This is a genomic window from Ignavibacteria bacterium (assembly GCA_025612375.1).
GTDB lineage: Bacteria > Bacteroidota > Ignavibacteria > Ignavibacteriales > SURF-24 > JAAXKN01.
This window is the reverse complement of record JAAXKN010000060.1, coordinates 1-18162: the sequence shown is the minus strand read 5'-3', so window position 1 is coordinate 18162 and position 18162 is coordinate 1. Positions and strand designations below refer to the sequence as shown.

The 18162-nt window shown below is 44.1% G+C and carries 7 protein-coding genes; all 7 read right to left on the bottom strand.

Annotated elements, in window-relative coordinates; translation table 11 throughout:
- Positions 1 to 219: 219 nt before the first annotated feature.
- Entirely contained in the window at positions 220 to 3537 is a 3318-nt protein-coding gene (locus tag HF312_20155; GenBank protein MCU7522537.1) for a T9SS type A sorting domain-containing protein, read from the bottom strand.
- 527 nt (positions 3538 to 4064) lie between these two features.
- Positions 4065 to 8156 (bottom strand): T9SS type A sorting domain-containing protein, encoded by a 4092-nt coding sequence (locus HF312_20150; GenBank protein ID MCU7522536.1) that lies wholly within the window; start codon positions 8154 to 8156, stop codon positions 4065 to 4067.
- A gap of 781 nt (positions 8157 to 8937) precedes the next feature.
- Positions 8938 to 11733 (bottom strand): outer membrane beta-barrel protein, encoded by a 2796-nt coding sequence (locus HF312_20145; GenBank protein ID MCU7522535.1) that lies wholly within the window; start codon positions 11731 to 11733, stop codon positions 8938 to 8940.
- A 199-nt stretch (positions 11734 to 11932) separates the two neighbouring features.
- A complete protein-coding gene (locus tag HF312_20140; protein MCU7522534.1) occupies positions 11933 to 14017 on the bottom strand; it encodes a methyl-accepting chemotaxis protein in 2085 nt (694 codons plus the stop codon).
- Between the two features lie 40 nt (positions 14018 to 14057).
- A complete protein-coding gene (locus tag HF312_20135) occupies positions 14058 to 15113 on the bottom strand; it encodes a hybrid sensor histidine kinase/response regulator (GenBank protein ID MCU7522533.1) in 1056 nt (351 codons plus the stop codon).
- A 180-nt stretch (positions 15114 to 15293) separates the two neighbouring features.
- Entirely contained in the window at positions 15294 to 16052 is a 759-nt protein-coding gene (locus HF312_20130; protein MCU7522532.1) for a response regulator transcription factor, read from the bottom strand.
- A 125-nt stretch (positions 16053 to 16177) separates the two neighbouring features.
- Positions 16178 to 18079 (bottom strand): PAS domain S-box protein, encoded by a 1902-nt coding sequence (locus HF312_20125; GenBank protein MCU7522531.1) that lies wholly within the window; start codon positions 18077 to 18079, stop codon positions 16178 to 16180.
- Positions 18080 to 18162: the final 83 nt, after the last annotated feature.

Genomic DNA, 18162 nt, shown 5'->3' with positions numbered 1-18162 from the left:
ATTGAGCTGCAGGAAAAAGAAGTAAATATTCTGAAGGAATCGATTCAAATGGCTTATAAATTTCAAAAACCGTCCTGGTGGAATAATTTTGTGACCGGAATTGCCGCCGGAACACTTATAGCTATTTTACTGCAGACAGGTAACCGTTAACGTAAGTCTTATTATAAAAGGGCTGCCGCAAGACAGCCCTTTTTATTAGCTAAATGTACTCTTCCGGAACTACTTTGAGAGCATCATCTTCTTTATCATAACCACGTTATTTCCGCTTAACCTGTAGATATACATGCCTGAGGTAAGTCCTGATGCATCAAAAACAACCATATGGCAGCCTACAGGGAGCTCACTATTGAGAAGTGTTGCAACCTCCTGTCCTAAGGTATTAAATACCTTAACTGTATACTGCCCTGCAGCGGGGACCGCGAACTCGATTGTAGTTGACGGGTTGAACGGGTTCGGGTAGTTCTGCTGCAGAGAGAACTCGGTTGGAGTGCCACCTCTGAAAGCAACTCCGGTTGCTGGTTTAAGTACAAGTGCAATCGGGCCCCCGATAGATTTGGTTGTATCTGTAACTTCGAAGCAGCTGCTCTGCCCATTTGTAATGAAATCTGAGCTTACACCCTCACCACCTACTTGCTTAGCAGAGGGGCTGATTAAGTAGCCATCGGGAACGATAACTTTCATGTAGTAGGTGTCGAGCAGAATGTCATTGAAAGTAAAAAGTCCTGATGCATCTGTTTTTGAAGACTGGACCAGTGCATTATTTGAACAGTTATAGAGTTCAACCGTAACTCCCTTAATGCCAGCTTCACCATTATCTTTTATTCCGTTATTATTGTTATCATTCCACACATAATTGCACGCAGAAGTTGTGGCAAGATACATACCGGCGTCAATTGACATATTCACTTCATCGGGCAGTACGTCGTAGAACTTTGTCATGCCGCCGCAAGACTTCGGGCATACATCCGAATCGTAGTTATCGTTGCCGCCCTGGTCGAGTGAACTGAATGCATAACCTTTCGGCAGATAGAACTTCAATGAATAGCTCGTATTAGGAATTACGTTCTTAAAGATATACTTCCCGTCGTTATCTGTTTTGGCCGTGGCAGCAGGAGAGCCCACGCCGCACATGTAGAGTTCAACCGTAACATTGCAAAGTCCTTTTTCGCCGTTATCCTGTATGCCGTTCTTATTGGCGTCAATCCATACCAGGTCGCCGATTGTGGCCGGAGGAGTAGGATAAAGGCCCGCGTCGACGGTCAGGTTAGTTTCACCCGGGTTAACTTTAATGCACGCGGTATGTTTCAGGGAAGGAATAATATCGGAATCCTTGAAGTCTTCTGCCTGGCCGGGTTTTGTAATTGTAAAATGGCATGGGACTATTAATTCCACGAAGTAGTGTCCCGGAATAATATTATTAAAGTAATACCTGCCATCCTTATCAGTTATTCCGGAGGCAATTTCAGGGCCATACTGGCACGGGTCATTCGGGTTTGCATGTGTGCCGGTGCAGAGATGGAGTTTTACGACAACGCCTTCCATTCCAGGCTCACCGGGGTCCAGTATTCCGTTCCGGTTGTTGTCGTTCCAGACGAGGTCTCCCAGTGTTGCCAGCAGGCACTGTCCCTTAAACATTCCAGCATCGGCAGTGGATTCAACTTCGCCTGAAGAGAGTTCGAAGCCATCAGATACTCCATTTGCCATACCGGCGTCTGAATCGAGAGCATAATTTGAGCCCTGGCGTATATAGGTAAACGCGTACTCATTTGGAAGCATGAACTGCAGATAGTAGTTCCCGGGCAGAAGTCCGGCAAACTGATAAAATCCGTTTGCGTCGGTTTTAGCGGAAGCTAGCATAGTAGTCTGTCCGCATTTAAAGAGATTAACGGTAACATCAGGAAGTCCGAGTTCATTAGAGTTCTGTATGCCGTTAACGTTGAGGTCGTTCCAGACAAAGTCGCCTATACGTGCAGGCAGGCAGTCGTTTCCGTACATACCGGCATCGATGGAAATATTATAGTCGCCGTTTCCGAGATATATGTCGGCTGTCTTGCCAGTTACGGGGTCAGCGTCGGAATCGTAGCTATCGCCGTCGCGATCCATTTTGGTGAACTTAAAACCGTCGGCAAGAATAAACTTAACATAGTAGTGTCCGGGTGTGAGATTTTCAAAAAGGTACTTCCCTTTTGAATCCGTTATATCGGTCTGGATCAGGGTATTAGTGCCAGAGGCATAGAGTTCAACCATGACGTTAGGGAGTCCGGGTTCATTCAGTCCGTCGTCCTGGATTCCGTCCTCGTCTTTATCTCTCCATACCAGGTCGCCAAGGCTGGCCTTTTTAATTTCTTTCAGGACAATGCCGGCGTCAATATTTTTGTTTGATATATATCCATCGGACAGTGTAATAGTTTTAGCCCAGCCTTCGTAATCGGCATCTGAGTTATCCTGGTCGTTAAGGCCGCCTAACATGGCAGTAAACTGATAGTTGTTATTGATACAGAATCTCAGGCAGTATGTGCCGGGGTTCAGTCCGGTAAAGTTATAGAATCCGTTTGCATCTGTTGAAGTGCTTCCCAGCAATGAATGGGCGGTATGGTTCCACTGGCAGGAATAAAGTTCAACTGTAATGCCCTGGAGACCCGGTTCACCGGGATCCTGGCGGCCGTTTCCATCTCTATCGAGCCAGACGAAATCGCCAATAGAGCCGGTCTGATGGTAGGTTTTATTTTTGAGTCCTGCATCAATAAACCGCAAAGGCATATTCTCCAAATTAAAGGTAAAGGGTATAGTCCAGCCGTCCTCGCCCGCGTCGGAGTAATTTTGTTCAAGAATGCTGCCCTGGTACTTAAGAGTGAATTCATATTTATTTTTCATTTCGTCGGGGACAACAAATCTTAATGTGTACCGTCCGTTTTCCATATACTGGAACTTAAAATTACCCTTTTTGTCTGTTTGCGTTGATCTGAGATAATACTTCTCACTGTCTGAGACATAAGAATAGAGTTGGACAATCACATGTTCAATGCCTGAGGAATGTTCATTCCGGAATCCATTTTCATCGGAGTCGAACCAAGCCATGCCACCGATAAAGTTGGCCGGGATCAATCCGGCATCGATTGATCTTTCATAATTCTGGAAAGAATAGCAGTCAGTTTTCCCTGTTACAGGGTCGGCGTCAGAATCTTTTTCATCATTGCCCTGGCTGCAGGAAGTGAAGGTTCTTGATTTGTCATTCAGCACAAATTCAACGTAGTATGTAACATTTTGATCCCAGTCGCTGCTGCAGATAAAGCTGTAACTTCCGTCATCATAGCTTGTGGTAGTACTTGCAAGAGTGGGCCCATCCGGGCATTTATGAAGGTTAACGGTAATTCCGCCGACTCCGGGTTCATAATCATTCAGCCCATTCTGATTCCAGTCCTCGAAGACCCTGCCCCCAAGGGTTTTGCTATGGAGAGTTTCGACCTGTGCACGTACATAGCCGGAAAGGGAGAGAACAAGGAGTACAACCATTGCGCATAAGTATAATCGTTTCATGTTTCATCCTCCAAATATTAAACCAGATATTGATTTTTGGAACTGTTTTAATTGGCACTTATAAAATGCTGCCCCGACTGTACAAACAGATCAGAGTACCAGTTCTTTATTCAATTCTAGGAGGAAAAGAACACAAATAACGGCAGATTGTCCCCTTTTACGGATAATCACGTAAAGTTTTGCACTTTGTTTTTAGCCCTGCTCCTTAAGGTGAATTGCTAACGGGAGTAAACTATGCATGCAATATTTCTCATGGGCCTTCAGCTGCAGAGAAATACATTATTAAGCTCCCTTTTAGATTTATTTTTGCAAAGTAATTCTGAAGGATAAAAGGATCTCCTGCCATAAAGGCAGGGAAATGAATGGACGTAGTTTTACAGCTAAAATAAAGAACCCAAAACGGATTGCTTTGTCAAGTCATAATTGTAATAACATTGAACATTTTTTCTTATAACATGCATTCATCAAAGAAAAAAAAAGGCTGCCCAAAGGCAGCCTTTTAATCATTGGGAAATGTACTTCCGGAACTACTTTGAGAGCATCATTTTCTTTATCATAACCACGTTATTTCCGCTTAGCCTGTAGATATACATGCCTGAGGTAAGTCCTGATGCATCAAAAACAACCATATGGCAGCCTACAGGGAGCTCACTATTGAGAAGTGTTGCAACCTCCTGTCCTAAGGTATTAAATACCTTAACTGTATACTGCCCTGCAGCGGGGACCGCGAACTCGATTGTAGTTGACGGGTTGAACGGGTTCGGGTAGTTCTGCTGGAGAGTGAACTCTGTTGGTATCTCAGCCCCCCTCTTAATGCCTGTAGTAGAAAGGATAAGAGCTACCGGCTTTCCGATTGAGGTTGTGCCATCGGCAACGTCGAAGCATGAACTCTGACCGTTTGTACCGAAGTCTGAAGTGACGCCCTTAGCGCCTCCTTCCGGTGAAGCTTTTCCGATCTTATAGCCATCGGGAACAAGGATCTTCAGGTAATAACTATCAAGCAGTATGTCTTTGAAAGTAAAGAGGCCCGCTGCATCAGTTTTCACACTCTGAACGAGCGAGTTGTTTGAGCACTGGTAGAGTTCAACCGTAACTCCCTGTATGCCAGCTTCGCCGTCATCTTTCAGGCCGTTATTATTATTATCTTTCCAGACAAAGTTGCATGCACTGGTGGTAGAGAGATACATGCCGCAGTCGATAGAAAGGTTTACCTCATCGGGCAATATATCGTAGAATTTAGTCATGCCGTTATTCTTCGGGCATACATCGGAATCGAAGTTATCGTTACCGCCCTGATCCAGAGAGGTAAACGTATAGCCCTTCGGCAGGCAGAACTTTACAGAATAGCTGGTATTCGGGATTACGTTCTTAAAGAGGTACTTCCCTTCGCTATCTGTTTTGGCTGCGGCAACCGGCGCACTAACGCCGCACATATAGAGTTCAACGGTAACATTACACAGGCCTTTTTCGCCGTTATCCTGTATGCCGTTCTTATTGGCGTCAATCCATACCAGGTCGCCGATTGTGGCCGGAGGAGTAGGATAAAGGCCCGCGTCGACGGTCAGGTTAGTTTCACCCGGGTTAACTTTAATGCACGCGGTATGTTTCAGGGAAGGAATAATATCTGAATCCTTGAAGTCCTCTGCCTGATCGGGTTTTGTAATTGTAAAGTTGCAGGGGACAACGATTTCGAGGAAGTAATAACCGGGCATAATATTGGCGAACATATATTTGCCGTTTTTATCTGTTTTAGCGGATGCAACCACATTGCCGAAGGAGCAAGGATCAGCGGGATTTGTATGGCTGCCTGTGCAGCTATGGAGTTTCAGTTCAATGCCGCCGATTCCGCTTTCGCCCACGTCCTGGATTCCGTTTCTGTTGCAGTCGTTCCAGACATAGTCGCCCAGGTTAGCCAGGAGGCACTGGCCTTCAAACAGTCCGGTATCAATTGTATTGTTTGCTTCTCCGGAAGCAAGGTTATAGGAAGCCGTAATACCGGAAGTCATATCGGCATCGGAGTCGATAGCGTCATTAGATCCCTGGTTCATGAAAGTAAAAGAGAAGCCCTTAGGCAGAATAAACTGCACGTAGTAAGTACCGGGTAAAAGTCCGGCAAAGTGATAGAATCCATTTTTATCGGTAAGAGTAGTTTTATGGACTGCAGTTTTACCAGTCTTAAAGAGGTTTACAGTTATTTGGGCAAGGCCGGGTTCACCTGAGTTCTGGATTCCGTTTTTATTGAGGTCGTTCCACACGAAGTCGCCCAGGCTGACTGGCATGCATTCGTTTCCGTAGAGACCGGCGTCTATAGTAAGGTTATCCTCGCCCGAAAGGGTGATCTGGTCAGATTTTCCAGTCTGGCGGTCGGCGTCTGAATCAAAAGCGTCATCAGAGCCCTGGTCCTTCCTGGTAAATGTAAAGCCTTCGGGCAGGATGAATTTCACGTAATAATCATCGGGCACGAGATTATCAAAGAGGTAGTATCCTTTAGAATCCGAAATAGCGGTCATTGCAGGAATATTGCTTCCCCATTTATAAAGTTCGACCATGACGTTAGGTATTCCGGGTTCCCCTTTATCCTGCAATCCATCCTGGTCGAGGTCTTTCCAGACTAAGTCGCCAATGCCGGCTTTTTCAGTTGTTTTTTTGATGAGGCCTGCATCGATATCGAGTCTGTTAGAAGCAGCAGTAAGTGTAACAGTTCCGGTAAGGCCGTCCATGGGGTTCACGTCGGAATCCAGAGCATCATTACTTCCGGCTCCCATTCCGGTAAAGGATTTGAAGTTATAAGGAAGAATGAATCTGAGGCGGTAAGTACCGGAGTTTAGATTTGAGAACAGGTACTTTCCGTGATAATCTGTAGTTCTTTGTGCAATTGATGTATTAGTATTGTTACTTGAATAAAGTAAAACAGTCACGTTAGGGATTCCGGGTTCGTTATAGTCCTGGATTCCGTTTTTATTCTCGTCATTCCAGACATAGTCGCCGATGCTGCCTTTTTCCGGGATTTCCATTTCATAGACTCCGGCGTCCACGTGCTGTATATTGGAGTTATTCTCCACTGTTATCATGCCTGTCAGGCCGCTGGTGTCCACGTCGGAATCAATATCGTCATTGCCAACTGCATTTTGGGAAGTAAAGGTATAGCCGGTATGTTTTACAAACTTCACATAATAGGTTCCAGGGATTAAACCGGAGAATTCGTAAGTTCCTTTTGTCCCCGGTCCCCCGGTGTTATCAGTTTCGGCTGAATCGACAACAACGGTTTTATCAAAGTTTAGGAGCCTGACTTTCCAGTTGCCTATTCCGGGTTCCGAGTTATCCAGGGCCTGTGCACCGTTCTTGTCTGTATCCTGCCACAGTATACCACTGATCCTGCCTTTTACAGCGGGAGGTTCATTCAGGTATACTCCGGCATCAATATGCTCTTCACTGGCGTCTGCATGATCAATTACAACAGAGTCTGTAATACCGGTTTCGGGGTTAACATCCGAATCAGATTCATCATTATTCGCCGAATTCTTATCAGTAAACGAATAATCTCCGTTTTTTACAAACTGAATATAGTAGATACCCAAATCCAATTTGGTGAATGTGTACCTCCCTTTCTGCCCCCCGGCATTAGAAGTGTCTGTTATAGTTGAGTCGACAACGACTTTGCTGGAATTAAGGAGCCTTAGCCTCCAGTTACCGATTCCGGGTTCAGTTTCAATACCTCCCTGTGCCCCATCATGATTTGCATCCAGCCACAGTCTTCCGTTAATCTGGCCGTTAGGGTTGCCGCCTGCCGAGGGCTTAAAAACGCCGGCATTAAACACCAGCCCCGAGGTGGTAAGCGCGTTAGCCGAGCATTCTGTTGTTTTACTGGAGGAATCGGGATCTGAATCAGTACCCTTATCAACCAAAGAATAGCCTGCCGCAGGCTCGAACGTGACCCTGTAAGATAAACCCGTGATCAGATTGTCAATGGTATAGGTACCGTTTTCCTTAGTTATTCCTTCTCCGGCATACTTACCATTATTCCCACAATCGTAAGCTTTAACAACAACATCTTTTACCCCCTTACCTTCCCCGTGCTCTTTACTGCCATTGCTATTGCTACCTTCCCACACAGTTCCAGTGATACTGCCATATGTGGGCTCTTTTATCTTCAGGCCACCGTCAATGTTATATTTATTATCATTCTGATTATTCTTTGAGTGAATCTGAATAGCGCCTGTATATCCCTGATCAGAAACAATATCTGAATATCCGATCTCAGGGTCGTCACCTGAAAAGATTATGTATTCGTAAATATTCTGCTCATCTGCAGGGATAACAAATCTAACATAGTAGTCGTTTGCATTTTCCAGGTTTAGAAAAGAATATCTTCCATTTATATCTGTTGCAGTGGAAGCGACTCTATTATAATCCTGGCCGTTTTTACGATACAACTCCACAGTTGCATTTGTAAGGAGTGAGTCCCCTTTTTGGGTGCCGCTTTCACCATTATAACTGCGGTCTCCATTAATATCGATATAGAACACGCCGTTTATGGAACCACTTTGAGCCCGAGTAAATCCGGGCAGTGCAAGTAAGCACAGGAGCATAACCATTGCACATAGGTAACATCGTTTCATATCCCATCCTCCAACTATTTTAATTTATTTGTTATTGGAACTGCTGATAGTAGAACATCTATATTAAGTCTGTCATGGTCTTGCATGCATGTTAGCTTTTTTTTTGCCGGTTCTTTACAGTTCACGGAGGACAAAGTACACCTATAGCGCTTTTCAGAGCTGCTCTGAACCAAAGCAGTAAATGCGCATTCTGCTGAATTAAGTTTTACCTGTTATTTCTTTAAGGTGCCAGGAACCAAACTGTTCATCATAAGTTTCATCCGCATCTTCATCAATCGTTACAGTATTTAAACTTTTGCATGCCTTGTCATTGGTATCTATTGTCTTGCTCCTGAAGATGAAGTTTTGATGGAAGTGATCTTATGGATGCAATGTTATTTCTCAAGGTCCTGTAATTGCAGAGAAATACATATTTAAGCTCCCTGTTTATTAAAACAGAACTATTATTCCATGATATTTTGAAGGCTAAGAAAGGATCTCCTGCCTGAAAGGCAGGGAAAATGAAAAGGTCATTTTTTTACAGCTACAATAAAGAAATCAAAACTGTTTTTATTGTCAATGCCAATCAAAAAAAATCTTTCAATGGAGGTATTAATTCATTAGTGAAAGGATTTTCCGGAGAATAATTGCAGATTTCAGGATATGAAAACTTCCCTCCCGGAAAGACTTTAGCCCCCTATGTTGGGGGGGATAAGGGGTACTAAAGTCAAGGGAGGGAAAAATATTTTTCTCAGGCGATGAACGGGCAGGCAATGGTTCCTGCCCCCGCCTGGTAATTGTTTTAGAACGCTTTTATATTATATGTAAAGGTCAGAATAAGATATCTTCCCAGAACATTTGTGCGTGAATCTTCATAGTATGAATCGGTAACCGTACGCTGCAGGCTGTTGTTCTTATTAAGGACATCGTATACGGTCAGACGTATTTCACCCTGGTCCTTGCTGAAAAGTTTCTTGCCCAAAGCAAGGTTGAGCAGGTAAGAATTCTTGTCATAACCTTCAGCAAGCTGTCCGTCGTAGCGGTGCTGAAAATCCGTCTGGAACAGGAATCCCTCCCAGAACATCCAGTAGAATTTGAGGCTGCTGTTCTGAGTGAAATAGTTGTCGTTTGAGTTCTGTCTCAGCGTTGACTTAACAAGATTTATATTGCTGCGGCTTGAAACCGTAAAGTCGAGGTTTTCTCCCACGTTGCTAGCAAGGACGAAGCCGGGGCCCAGTACGGTGGTATTGGAATAGCTTTTAATTCCGTTAACGATGCCCGGAGTACGGCTATAGCTTGCCATAAGAGAGAGGTTAAGGTTAGATTTCAGGAAATAGACCGGAAGTCCGTAAGTAGAGAACATGCGGAAATTCATATATCCATCCATATTCTCAGGTCTTGAGAGCTGTGAGCCGCGTTTTAAGGCTACGCCGTTTACCACAGTATCGCGGTAAGCCATAAAGGAGCTATTTCCAATATAGTCTTTAGTTATTGTTCCGCCCATCATCAGGAAAAAGGATGTCATGTTCTGAAAATCGAGCTGTGAATAGCGGATTGCAAGGTTATGGCTGTAATCCTGTTTCAGGTTCGGATTACCTGTTGACAAGAAGAGCGGATTACTATTATCGAGCACATCCTGAAGCTGTTCGACGCTGGGGTCGTCATTGTTAGTCCTGTAGAATACTCTCAGGTTTTTATCCCTGGAGATATTAAAGCGGAGCATCATTGACGGCAGGACGGAATAAAAAGGCCTGTCGAGCGTCAGGTCGTGCGGGAATGTCTGGTCGTTTTTGAGGTGAGCTATATTATAGTTCACGTTGGCCATAAATGACAAAGCCTCTTTCTGGTAGCGGAAGCCGGCGCCGAAGGCCTGCGTGGTATACTGTTTTTTATATACGTTGCTAAGCGAAGTATCCTGGAGTGAATAATTGCTAAAGCCGGCGATATTCTTAAATGTCCTCTGGTCGCTTTCATCCTCTGAATAAGATGTTCTGGAGCTGAACTGCATCTGAGCATTTTCAAAGAGGGGTTCCGTATAGACAATATTAGCCGAACCGGAGCGTCCGTTCTTATCAGTTTTTGATATCTGGTCGAGTGTATCCGAATCGATCATATTATCATAATAGAGGTTCTCAGAGAAAAGGCTGCTATTGCCTTTAGTTTTCTTATAAGTGCCGCTGAGGCCCAGAGATAAAGTCCTCCCCTGAGTTTCGAACCTGTGGCGGAACAAGAGGTCGCCTGAGGAATTAAGGGCCGAGCGGTCAGATCCTGAATTATTTGTCATTGAGCTAAGGGTCTGCATTGCAGCATCGGTTCTTCCAGTAGTAAGAGAATTAGCGTCATTTTCCTGATAAGAGACTCTTGGGCGGAAAGTAATTGAGTTCAGTGAATCAATCTGGTAATCCAGTTTCATATCGAAGCGGTGGTTTGTATTTCCGCTGTTCGAAAGGCCGTTTTCGAAATAATTCTGGCCTGAGACACCTCCGATAAAATAATTTCTTCTTATATCCGATTCCGAATTATTGTTGCTATGGTTCAGGAAGTAGCTGCCGGACAGTTCGAGTTTATCGGCCCACTTATCGGAATAATTAAGTCCGAAAGCCTTAGTTGTAGTAATACCGTTTTGAGCGTTAACCATAAAATTCTGGGCACTTCCGCCACCCCAGCCGCCCATTCCGCCGCCTCTGGGGCCTCCGCCCATTCCACCGCCACGACCTCCGCGGCCGCCGCCTGAGCCCTGCATTACGCCCAGAAGGTCCTCATTGGAGAAGTTCTGCTCATTGACGTTATTTACGAGTCCGAGCAAAGAAATTCTTCTATCGTCGTTAAAGAAGTTAATATTTCCGCCGGACTGATATTTCTGTTCATCGCCGTAGCCGCCGAGCAGGCGTCCGAAGGTTCCCTCTTTAATTCTCAGACGTGTTACGACGTTGAGTGTTTTAGTGGTATTGCCGTCGTCGAAGCCGGTAAACTGGGCCTGATCGCTCTGCTGGTCGAAGACCTGAATTTTCTCAACGGCATCGGCGGGTATATTTTTAAGCACCGCGCTCGGGTCATCGCCAAAGAAAGGTTTTCCGTCGACGAGCACGCGTTTGACGTCTTCGCCCTGAGTCTGTACTTTCCCATCCTGAACGACCATTCCGGGCATTTTAGTTACGAGGTCCTCAGCAGAGGCATTAGAATTAGTTTTAAATGCGCCGGCATTAAACTCCGCCGTATCGCTTTTCTGGACGACGGGGGGCATTTTGCCTATAATTTCGACCTCATCGGTTCTGACGCTTTCAGGTGTAAGGAGGATTTTATTAAGGTCAACGGATTTACCGCGGACGAAGACTTTATCCTCATACTTTGAAAAGCCGAGATAAGTAACATTTATGAGATAGCGGCCTTGTTTGACCTTTTCAATAGTAAACTTCCCGTTTTCGTCAGAAAAAGCGCCCTGAACAGTGGAGTCGGGAAGGTGAATAAGCACAATTGTAGCGCCGCCCAGTGATTTTTTATCAACAGAGCTGGCGATCTGTCCTCTGACACTAAAATTCTGCGCAAAAGAACTTGAAACCAGGAGCAGGACAAAAAACAAAACAAAGAATTTTTTCATGGTACCCTAAGTCATTAATAATCTTGTAAATCGTACATATTAGTCAATCTTTGTACAAAAAAGGTTTAAACGATTCAATTAAAAATAAAAAAAAGGTTCTACGTTCGACGTTCAACGTTCGACGGTAAGGAAAAAAGAAGGGAAGGCGGGCTTTTTTGAGCCCGGCTTCCCGTATCGAGGGGATTCGAAAAAAGTCTGACTATTGCCCTATGAACCTGCCGCTGCTTCCAGCATAAGCCATGCCGGCAGATGAAATTCTTTGTTTAGTGTTTTCCTCAAGCTTAAAACGTGATACAAGTTCCTGTAGGTTAACTGTAAGGCGGTTTAAGTCCTCGGCAGCACGGGCTATCTGTTCTGTTCCGGCAGCACTTTGCTGAGTTACGCTGGAAATGCCTTCAATATTCTTGGATATCTGCTCTGCAGCGCTGGACTGCTCCTCTGAAGCCGCAGCAACCTGCAGGACCACGTCAGTTGTTTTCTGTGCTCCCTTGAGGATTTCACTTAAGACCTCTGCAACCTCTTCAGTCAGCCTCATACCTTCAACGACTGCCGCCTTGGATTCACCCATTGCAGAGTCTGCATCCCTGGCCTCCATCTGTATGGCTTTGATCGTCTCGGCTATTTCCTTTGTTGCCTTGGTTGTACGTTCGGCCAGTTTTCTTACCTCGTCTGCCACGACAGCAAAGCCACGTCCCTGCTCACCTGCACGGGCAGCCTCAATTGCGGCGTTTAAGGCTAAAAGGTTTGTCTGGTCTGCAATGTCATCGATTACCTGAGTTATTTCGCCAATCTGTTCACTTCTTTGTGAAAGTGAAGCTACAATTCTTGAGGTCTCCTCTGCTGAAGAAACAATCTTCTCAATTCCCTTCTTTGTATCGTTTATCTTCTTAGCTCCTTTTTCAGCAGCAGAACTTGAGCCTCTGGATACATCGGCAGCTTCATTGGCGTTTTTGGCTGTTTCATAGACAGTTTTAGTCATTTCTTCAATGGCACCGGCAACTTCAGTTGCCTGCTGGCTCTGTTCCTGTGCTCCTGCGGCCATCTGTTCAGAAGAAGAGGATATTTCATTTGCAGCTGAAGCTGTAGCCTGTACGGCTTCCTGGACCTCTGAAAGAGCGCCTCCCATTGAGTCCGCGAGCTGGTTAATGCTGTCTTTGATCAGCTTATAGTCACCTTTATATTCTCCGTCCATTCTGGAAGTAAGGTCACCCTGAGCCATTGCCTCCAGGATTTTAGTTGACTTATTAATCGGGGTTGCAAAAGCCTCCATGGTATTGTTAAAACCGTTAACCACGTCTTTATATGCTCCTTTGAATTTATCGGCTTGCCCTTTTGTGGAGAGCTTTCCATCCAGAGCTGACTGTGTAAAGAATTTGGATTCCTCTACTATTGCGCGAACAATAGACGCAGCATTTTCAAGTGCTGAGACCGTGCCCTGGACTTTGTTTATGATCTGGTTAGCGCTTGCTGCAAGCTGTCCAATTTCATCTTTTGAATTGATATCGAGCGGCTGGACGTTTGAGACTATCTTAAAGTCCAGATTGCCTTCAGCCATTTGCAAGGAGCCGTTTTCAAGGTTTGTAAGGCTTTCTTTTTCAAGCATCTCAAATCTTTCCAGGACCTGATTGATGCCTTTACCTAAAAGCCTTGCAATGAAGATTGCCATGAAGAATGCTAAGATCACACTGACACCGATAATGATGGAGATAGATATTTTTGCCGAGGAGTAAGTTACAGCTGCAGCCTCTTTAGCACCATCAGCGCCCTTGTCATTCATCTCAATAAGTTTTTGAAGTGTTTTGACCGCCTGATCATAATATATTTTGGAATCGCCTCTTTGCAGCGCCTTTGCTTCCTCGGTTCTGTTCTGCCTTGAGAGAGCCACCAGCGATTTATTAATCTCAGTGTATTTGCTCCATTCATCTGCAAACTCATTATAGCTGTTTCTTTCCTCATCTGAAGAAATCAGCGGTTCATATGCAGCCCTTAATTTTTTCACACTATCGAATGCAGAATTAATCCTCGATTCATAAAGGTCCATCTCCTGTGGAGTCTGCGACAGGATGTGCTGAAGTTCCTGCCGCCTCAGGTCCGCTATTTTCGTATTCAGTTTAGCCAGAGTCACACAGCTGGGCATCCAGTTATTAATAATTTCATTTGCTTTATTGTTTATACCGCCCAATTGAGAAAGAGAAGACAAGCCTAAAGTAACCAGCAGAATAATAATTATACTGAAGGATACAATAAGTTTTGACTGTATCTTCAGATTATTGAACCATTTCATCAGAACCCCCCGATTATTTTTAGAACGTATTTATATCTATTTATAATGAAAACAACAGGCTTATTTTTGTAAAAAGCCCCAATTGGCTTTCAATTCTCACGCCTATGCCGTTCTTCTCTGCAATTTTGTTAACAATTGCAAGCCCGAGTCCAAGGCCCGCGCGGTGCATACCCTGGCGGTTAAACTGCATGAAAGAAGAGAGGCTGTCGACCTGTTCAGGGGTCATTCCCTTCCCGAAGTCTGAAACTGTAAGAATACATTTGTCTTCTTCAGTCTTTGAAGATATTTCTATGGGAGAGCCCGGGTTTGAAAACTTAACGGCATTTTCCAGAAGTTCATTTAGTATTATTTTAAGTTCACTTTCCGGAATATTAACATTTGCTTCTTCGATATTTGTAATGAGGTGCTCCGGGCATTTCAGAGCGGAAGTAACCTGGGCAGAGCATTTAATTACCGCTTCTTTGATGGAAGCAATATTTTTTCCATTTCTGTTTTTATTTTCCTCCAGTTCGGCCAGCATGAGGAACTTTTCTATCATCTTCAGCATCCAGCTTCCCGATGAATTGATCGTTTCAGCCATTTCCAGGATTTCTGAAGGTTCAAGCTGCCGGTAGTTTTCTTTTATCATCTGTGAGTAACCGATTATGGGGACCAGAGGGGTCCTGAATTCGTGGCTTAAATTGCGCGTAACCCTGTTTTTAAACTGTTCAATTTTCCCGAGGGATCTTTTTTCTCTGTTCAGTCTGATTTCAACGGATTTTAAGAGGTCATTAGCCGAAAAAGGTTTAACAAGGTAATCCTCTGCTCCGTGCTGCATTCCGTATCTGATTTCGGAGATTTCTGATCTGGCAGAGAGGAATATGAAAGGGATATAATCCTCATTTTCTTCGCGGTTAACCAGTCTGAATAGTTCAAATCCATTTATACCCGGCATCATAATGTCCGATATAATAAGATTCGGCGTCTCTTTTTGCATTATGCCCAGAGCTTCTTCTCCGCAATTTGCATCCAGAACGCCGTAGCCGCTCTTTTTTAGCAACTGCACTAAATTTTTCCGGGTAGAAAAGTCATCTTCAACAACAAGAACATCGGCCATTTTAATCCCTCTATGTTAGGATAACACGAATTAAAATCTGACACTGGAAATTAAATTAATTTGCGGAGGCGGCATTCTAAATTGTCATATATGGCATTTTACCTAAACAGGCGGGAGAATTTTCAAATAAGCGGGAATATTTGCGGGCTTGTTAGGGAGTAATTTTTTATGTACTCCCCATTATTTCATTTTCAGATACCCTTTTACCTTCGGGGCATATCTCTTACTGACCTCCAGAGGCTCTTTTGACTTACGGAGATAAACTCTGAGTGAGCTATTAAACCATTTTTCGACTTTTTCCAGGTACTCGAGGTTTATAATGGTGGAGTTATGAATCCTCAGGAAGTGATCCTTCGGCAGTATTTCCTCCCATTTCTTAAGGAGTCTGCGTACAAGGACTTTTTTCCCCTCGGCCATATGGAGGAAAGTATACCCTTCGCTGGCGCTAATGTAAACGATATCGGCAACTTTAAGGACTTCGGGAGGGTCACCCACAACTATCACTGAGGTATTAATTGCGGGTTCTTTTGCCGCATCCTGTATAATTTCTTTTTGGTCCAGAAGCATATTTCTTTTCTTATCCAGCCTGATTTTAACGGCCCTCAGGAGTTCACCGGCGGTAAAAGGTTTAACGAGGTAGTCGTCTGCCCCGAGCTCCATTCCACGTCTCAGGTCAGCCATTTCCACCTTTGCGGTCAGGAACAGAAAAGGAATTGATGCAGCAGTCCTGGTAGAGCTCAACTGCTTCAGGACCTCATAGCCATCCATAACAGGCATCATTATATCGCAGATGATTGCGTCGGGCAGTATTTCGAGAGCAAGCCTTACGCCCTCACTGCCGTTTTCAGCAGTAAAAACCAGGTAGCCTGCTCTTTCGAGCAGTTGTCTGATATTTTTGCAGACTGAAGGATTATCCTCAATAACAAGAATTTTTTCCATCTATATTAAAAACCCTTTCTTACGAGCCTTAACAAAGACACAAGTGTTTAGAATTTGCAAAATTATAAAAAATTGGATTAATAATAATTGAATAATAACTTTTACCCCAATTGGGCCCCATGATTTCATTCAGTACAACTCTCATCGGGCAGGCTGACATAGAATCTGGTCCCCTCCCCGGTTTTGCTTTCGAATGAGATCCGGCCCTTATGAAGATCAGTACAGTATTTCACGATAGAAAGCCCGAGACCTGAGCCGGAAATGTGGAGAACGTTATTGGCTCTGAAGAAAGGTTCGAACAGCCTGTTTTGTTCTTCCTCGGGAATTCCGGGACCTTTATCAATTATTTCAAAACTGACAAGCTCTTTACTACCAGTTATATTTAGCCAGACAGTTGCCCCGTCGGGTGAATACTTGACTGCATTTGAAAGCAGATTATTCAGAATATGCCCAAGAAGTTTCTCATCCATACAGACCCTTCTGGAAGTAAAATCTGTATTCATTTTAATTTCACATTCCTTACTAAAGCCGAGCCTCTGCAGCAGCTCTTTGCAAAAGGTTATGAGTTCAAATGAGGTTGGGGTATAGTCCATCCGTTTACTTTCCACCCTGTTTATAAGGAGCACCTCATTAAGCATGGAAGTCATGTATTGAACGGTTTTCTTTATTCCCCGCAGGTGCTCCATTCTTTCATCGTTGGTCATATCGACGCCGAAGAGCTCCAGAAGCTCTGCAGATGAAAGTATGGCGGTCAGAGGGGTCCTGTACTCATGTGAAACCATTGAAATGAACTTAGATTTCATTTCGCTGAGCTCTTTTTCCTTCATCAGGGCGTAATTTATTTCCTCATCCAGCTCTTTTCTTCTGGTTTCATCGCGCAGGTTAACAATTAAATATTTCTCTCCGGATGCCTCCTTATAGACATTCAGATGAACGGCAATTACATGTTTAATATTACCTTTATCGGTAATAATACTTTCAAAGTCTTTAATTGTTTCTTCATTAAAGGCCTGTTCATTTTTAACAAAAATATCATCAGCCTCCTCCCTGGGAAGCAATTCATAAGCGGTTTTGCCAAGCACTTCCTGTCTCTTGTAGCCGGTCAGATTGCAGAATGCATCATTAACCAGGAGATATTTATGGCCTTTATCCTTAACATACATCGGGTCGCTGGCGCAGTTTATAATAGCATTCAGGAAATTACGTGAATTACGGAAAGCCTCCTGCAAAGCGAAGTGCTGTGTAAAATCCCTGGCATTAAGTACGATACCCTTTATTGCAGGGTTATCGAGCTGGTTGGTGAACATTACCTCAAGGTAAACCCACGAACCATCGGCATGCTGAACTCTAATATATATGGGCCCCACAGCAGGAGTTCTATTGACCTGGAGATCTTTTATAACTCCTTCAAACGTCGAAACATCATCATGATGTAACAACTGAAAAACCGAAGTCCATTTTTCCTCTCCGGATCTGCTGCCAAGGATCCGTACTGAGGCCTCACTTGTATATTTAAGGCGTCCCCCGGTGTCAATAACTGCAATAATATCCGCCGACTTCTGAACAAGCAGGCGGAAACGCTCCTCGTTTGCCAGCAGGGCCTCAGTTTTCTGCTGTTGTGTGAGGGCATTAGCAAATATGTCGCTGATTATCTTAAGCATTTCCTGTATATCATCCGGAAATTTCTTAATGCATATGGAATCGAAGCCCAGAAAGCCAATAACAGTATTTCTGGAAATTACAGGGACAAGGATAGCAGATCTTATTGCGCGGGATTGGAGAAATTTTTTCAAGGGCAATTTCTCTTCGGGCATCAGTTCTAAGTCAGGCATGATAACTGATTCAAAATGCTGAAGTTCTTCTTTAAATGAATCCCACAGGGCTAATTCACCCCTGAAGCCCGCAGAAGAGTTTACTTCAATTCTTTCGCTGAGCCATTCACCTTTCATCTCAATTTGGTTATCAAGCGGGTTCAGCTGGTATAAGAAAGCACTATCCATACCGAGAAATCCGCCAACGATTTGCAAAGAAGAATAGAAGACCTCCTGAACATTTTCCGGCAAAACATTGATAAATTTATTTGAAATTGTATAAATCAGGTGACTGAAGT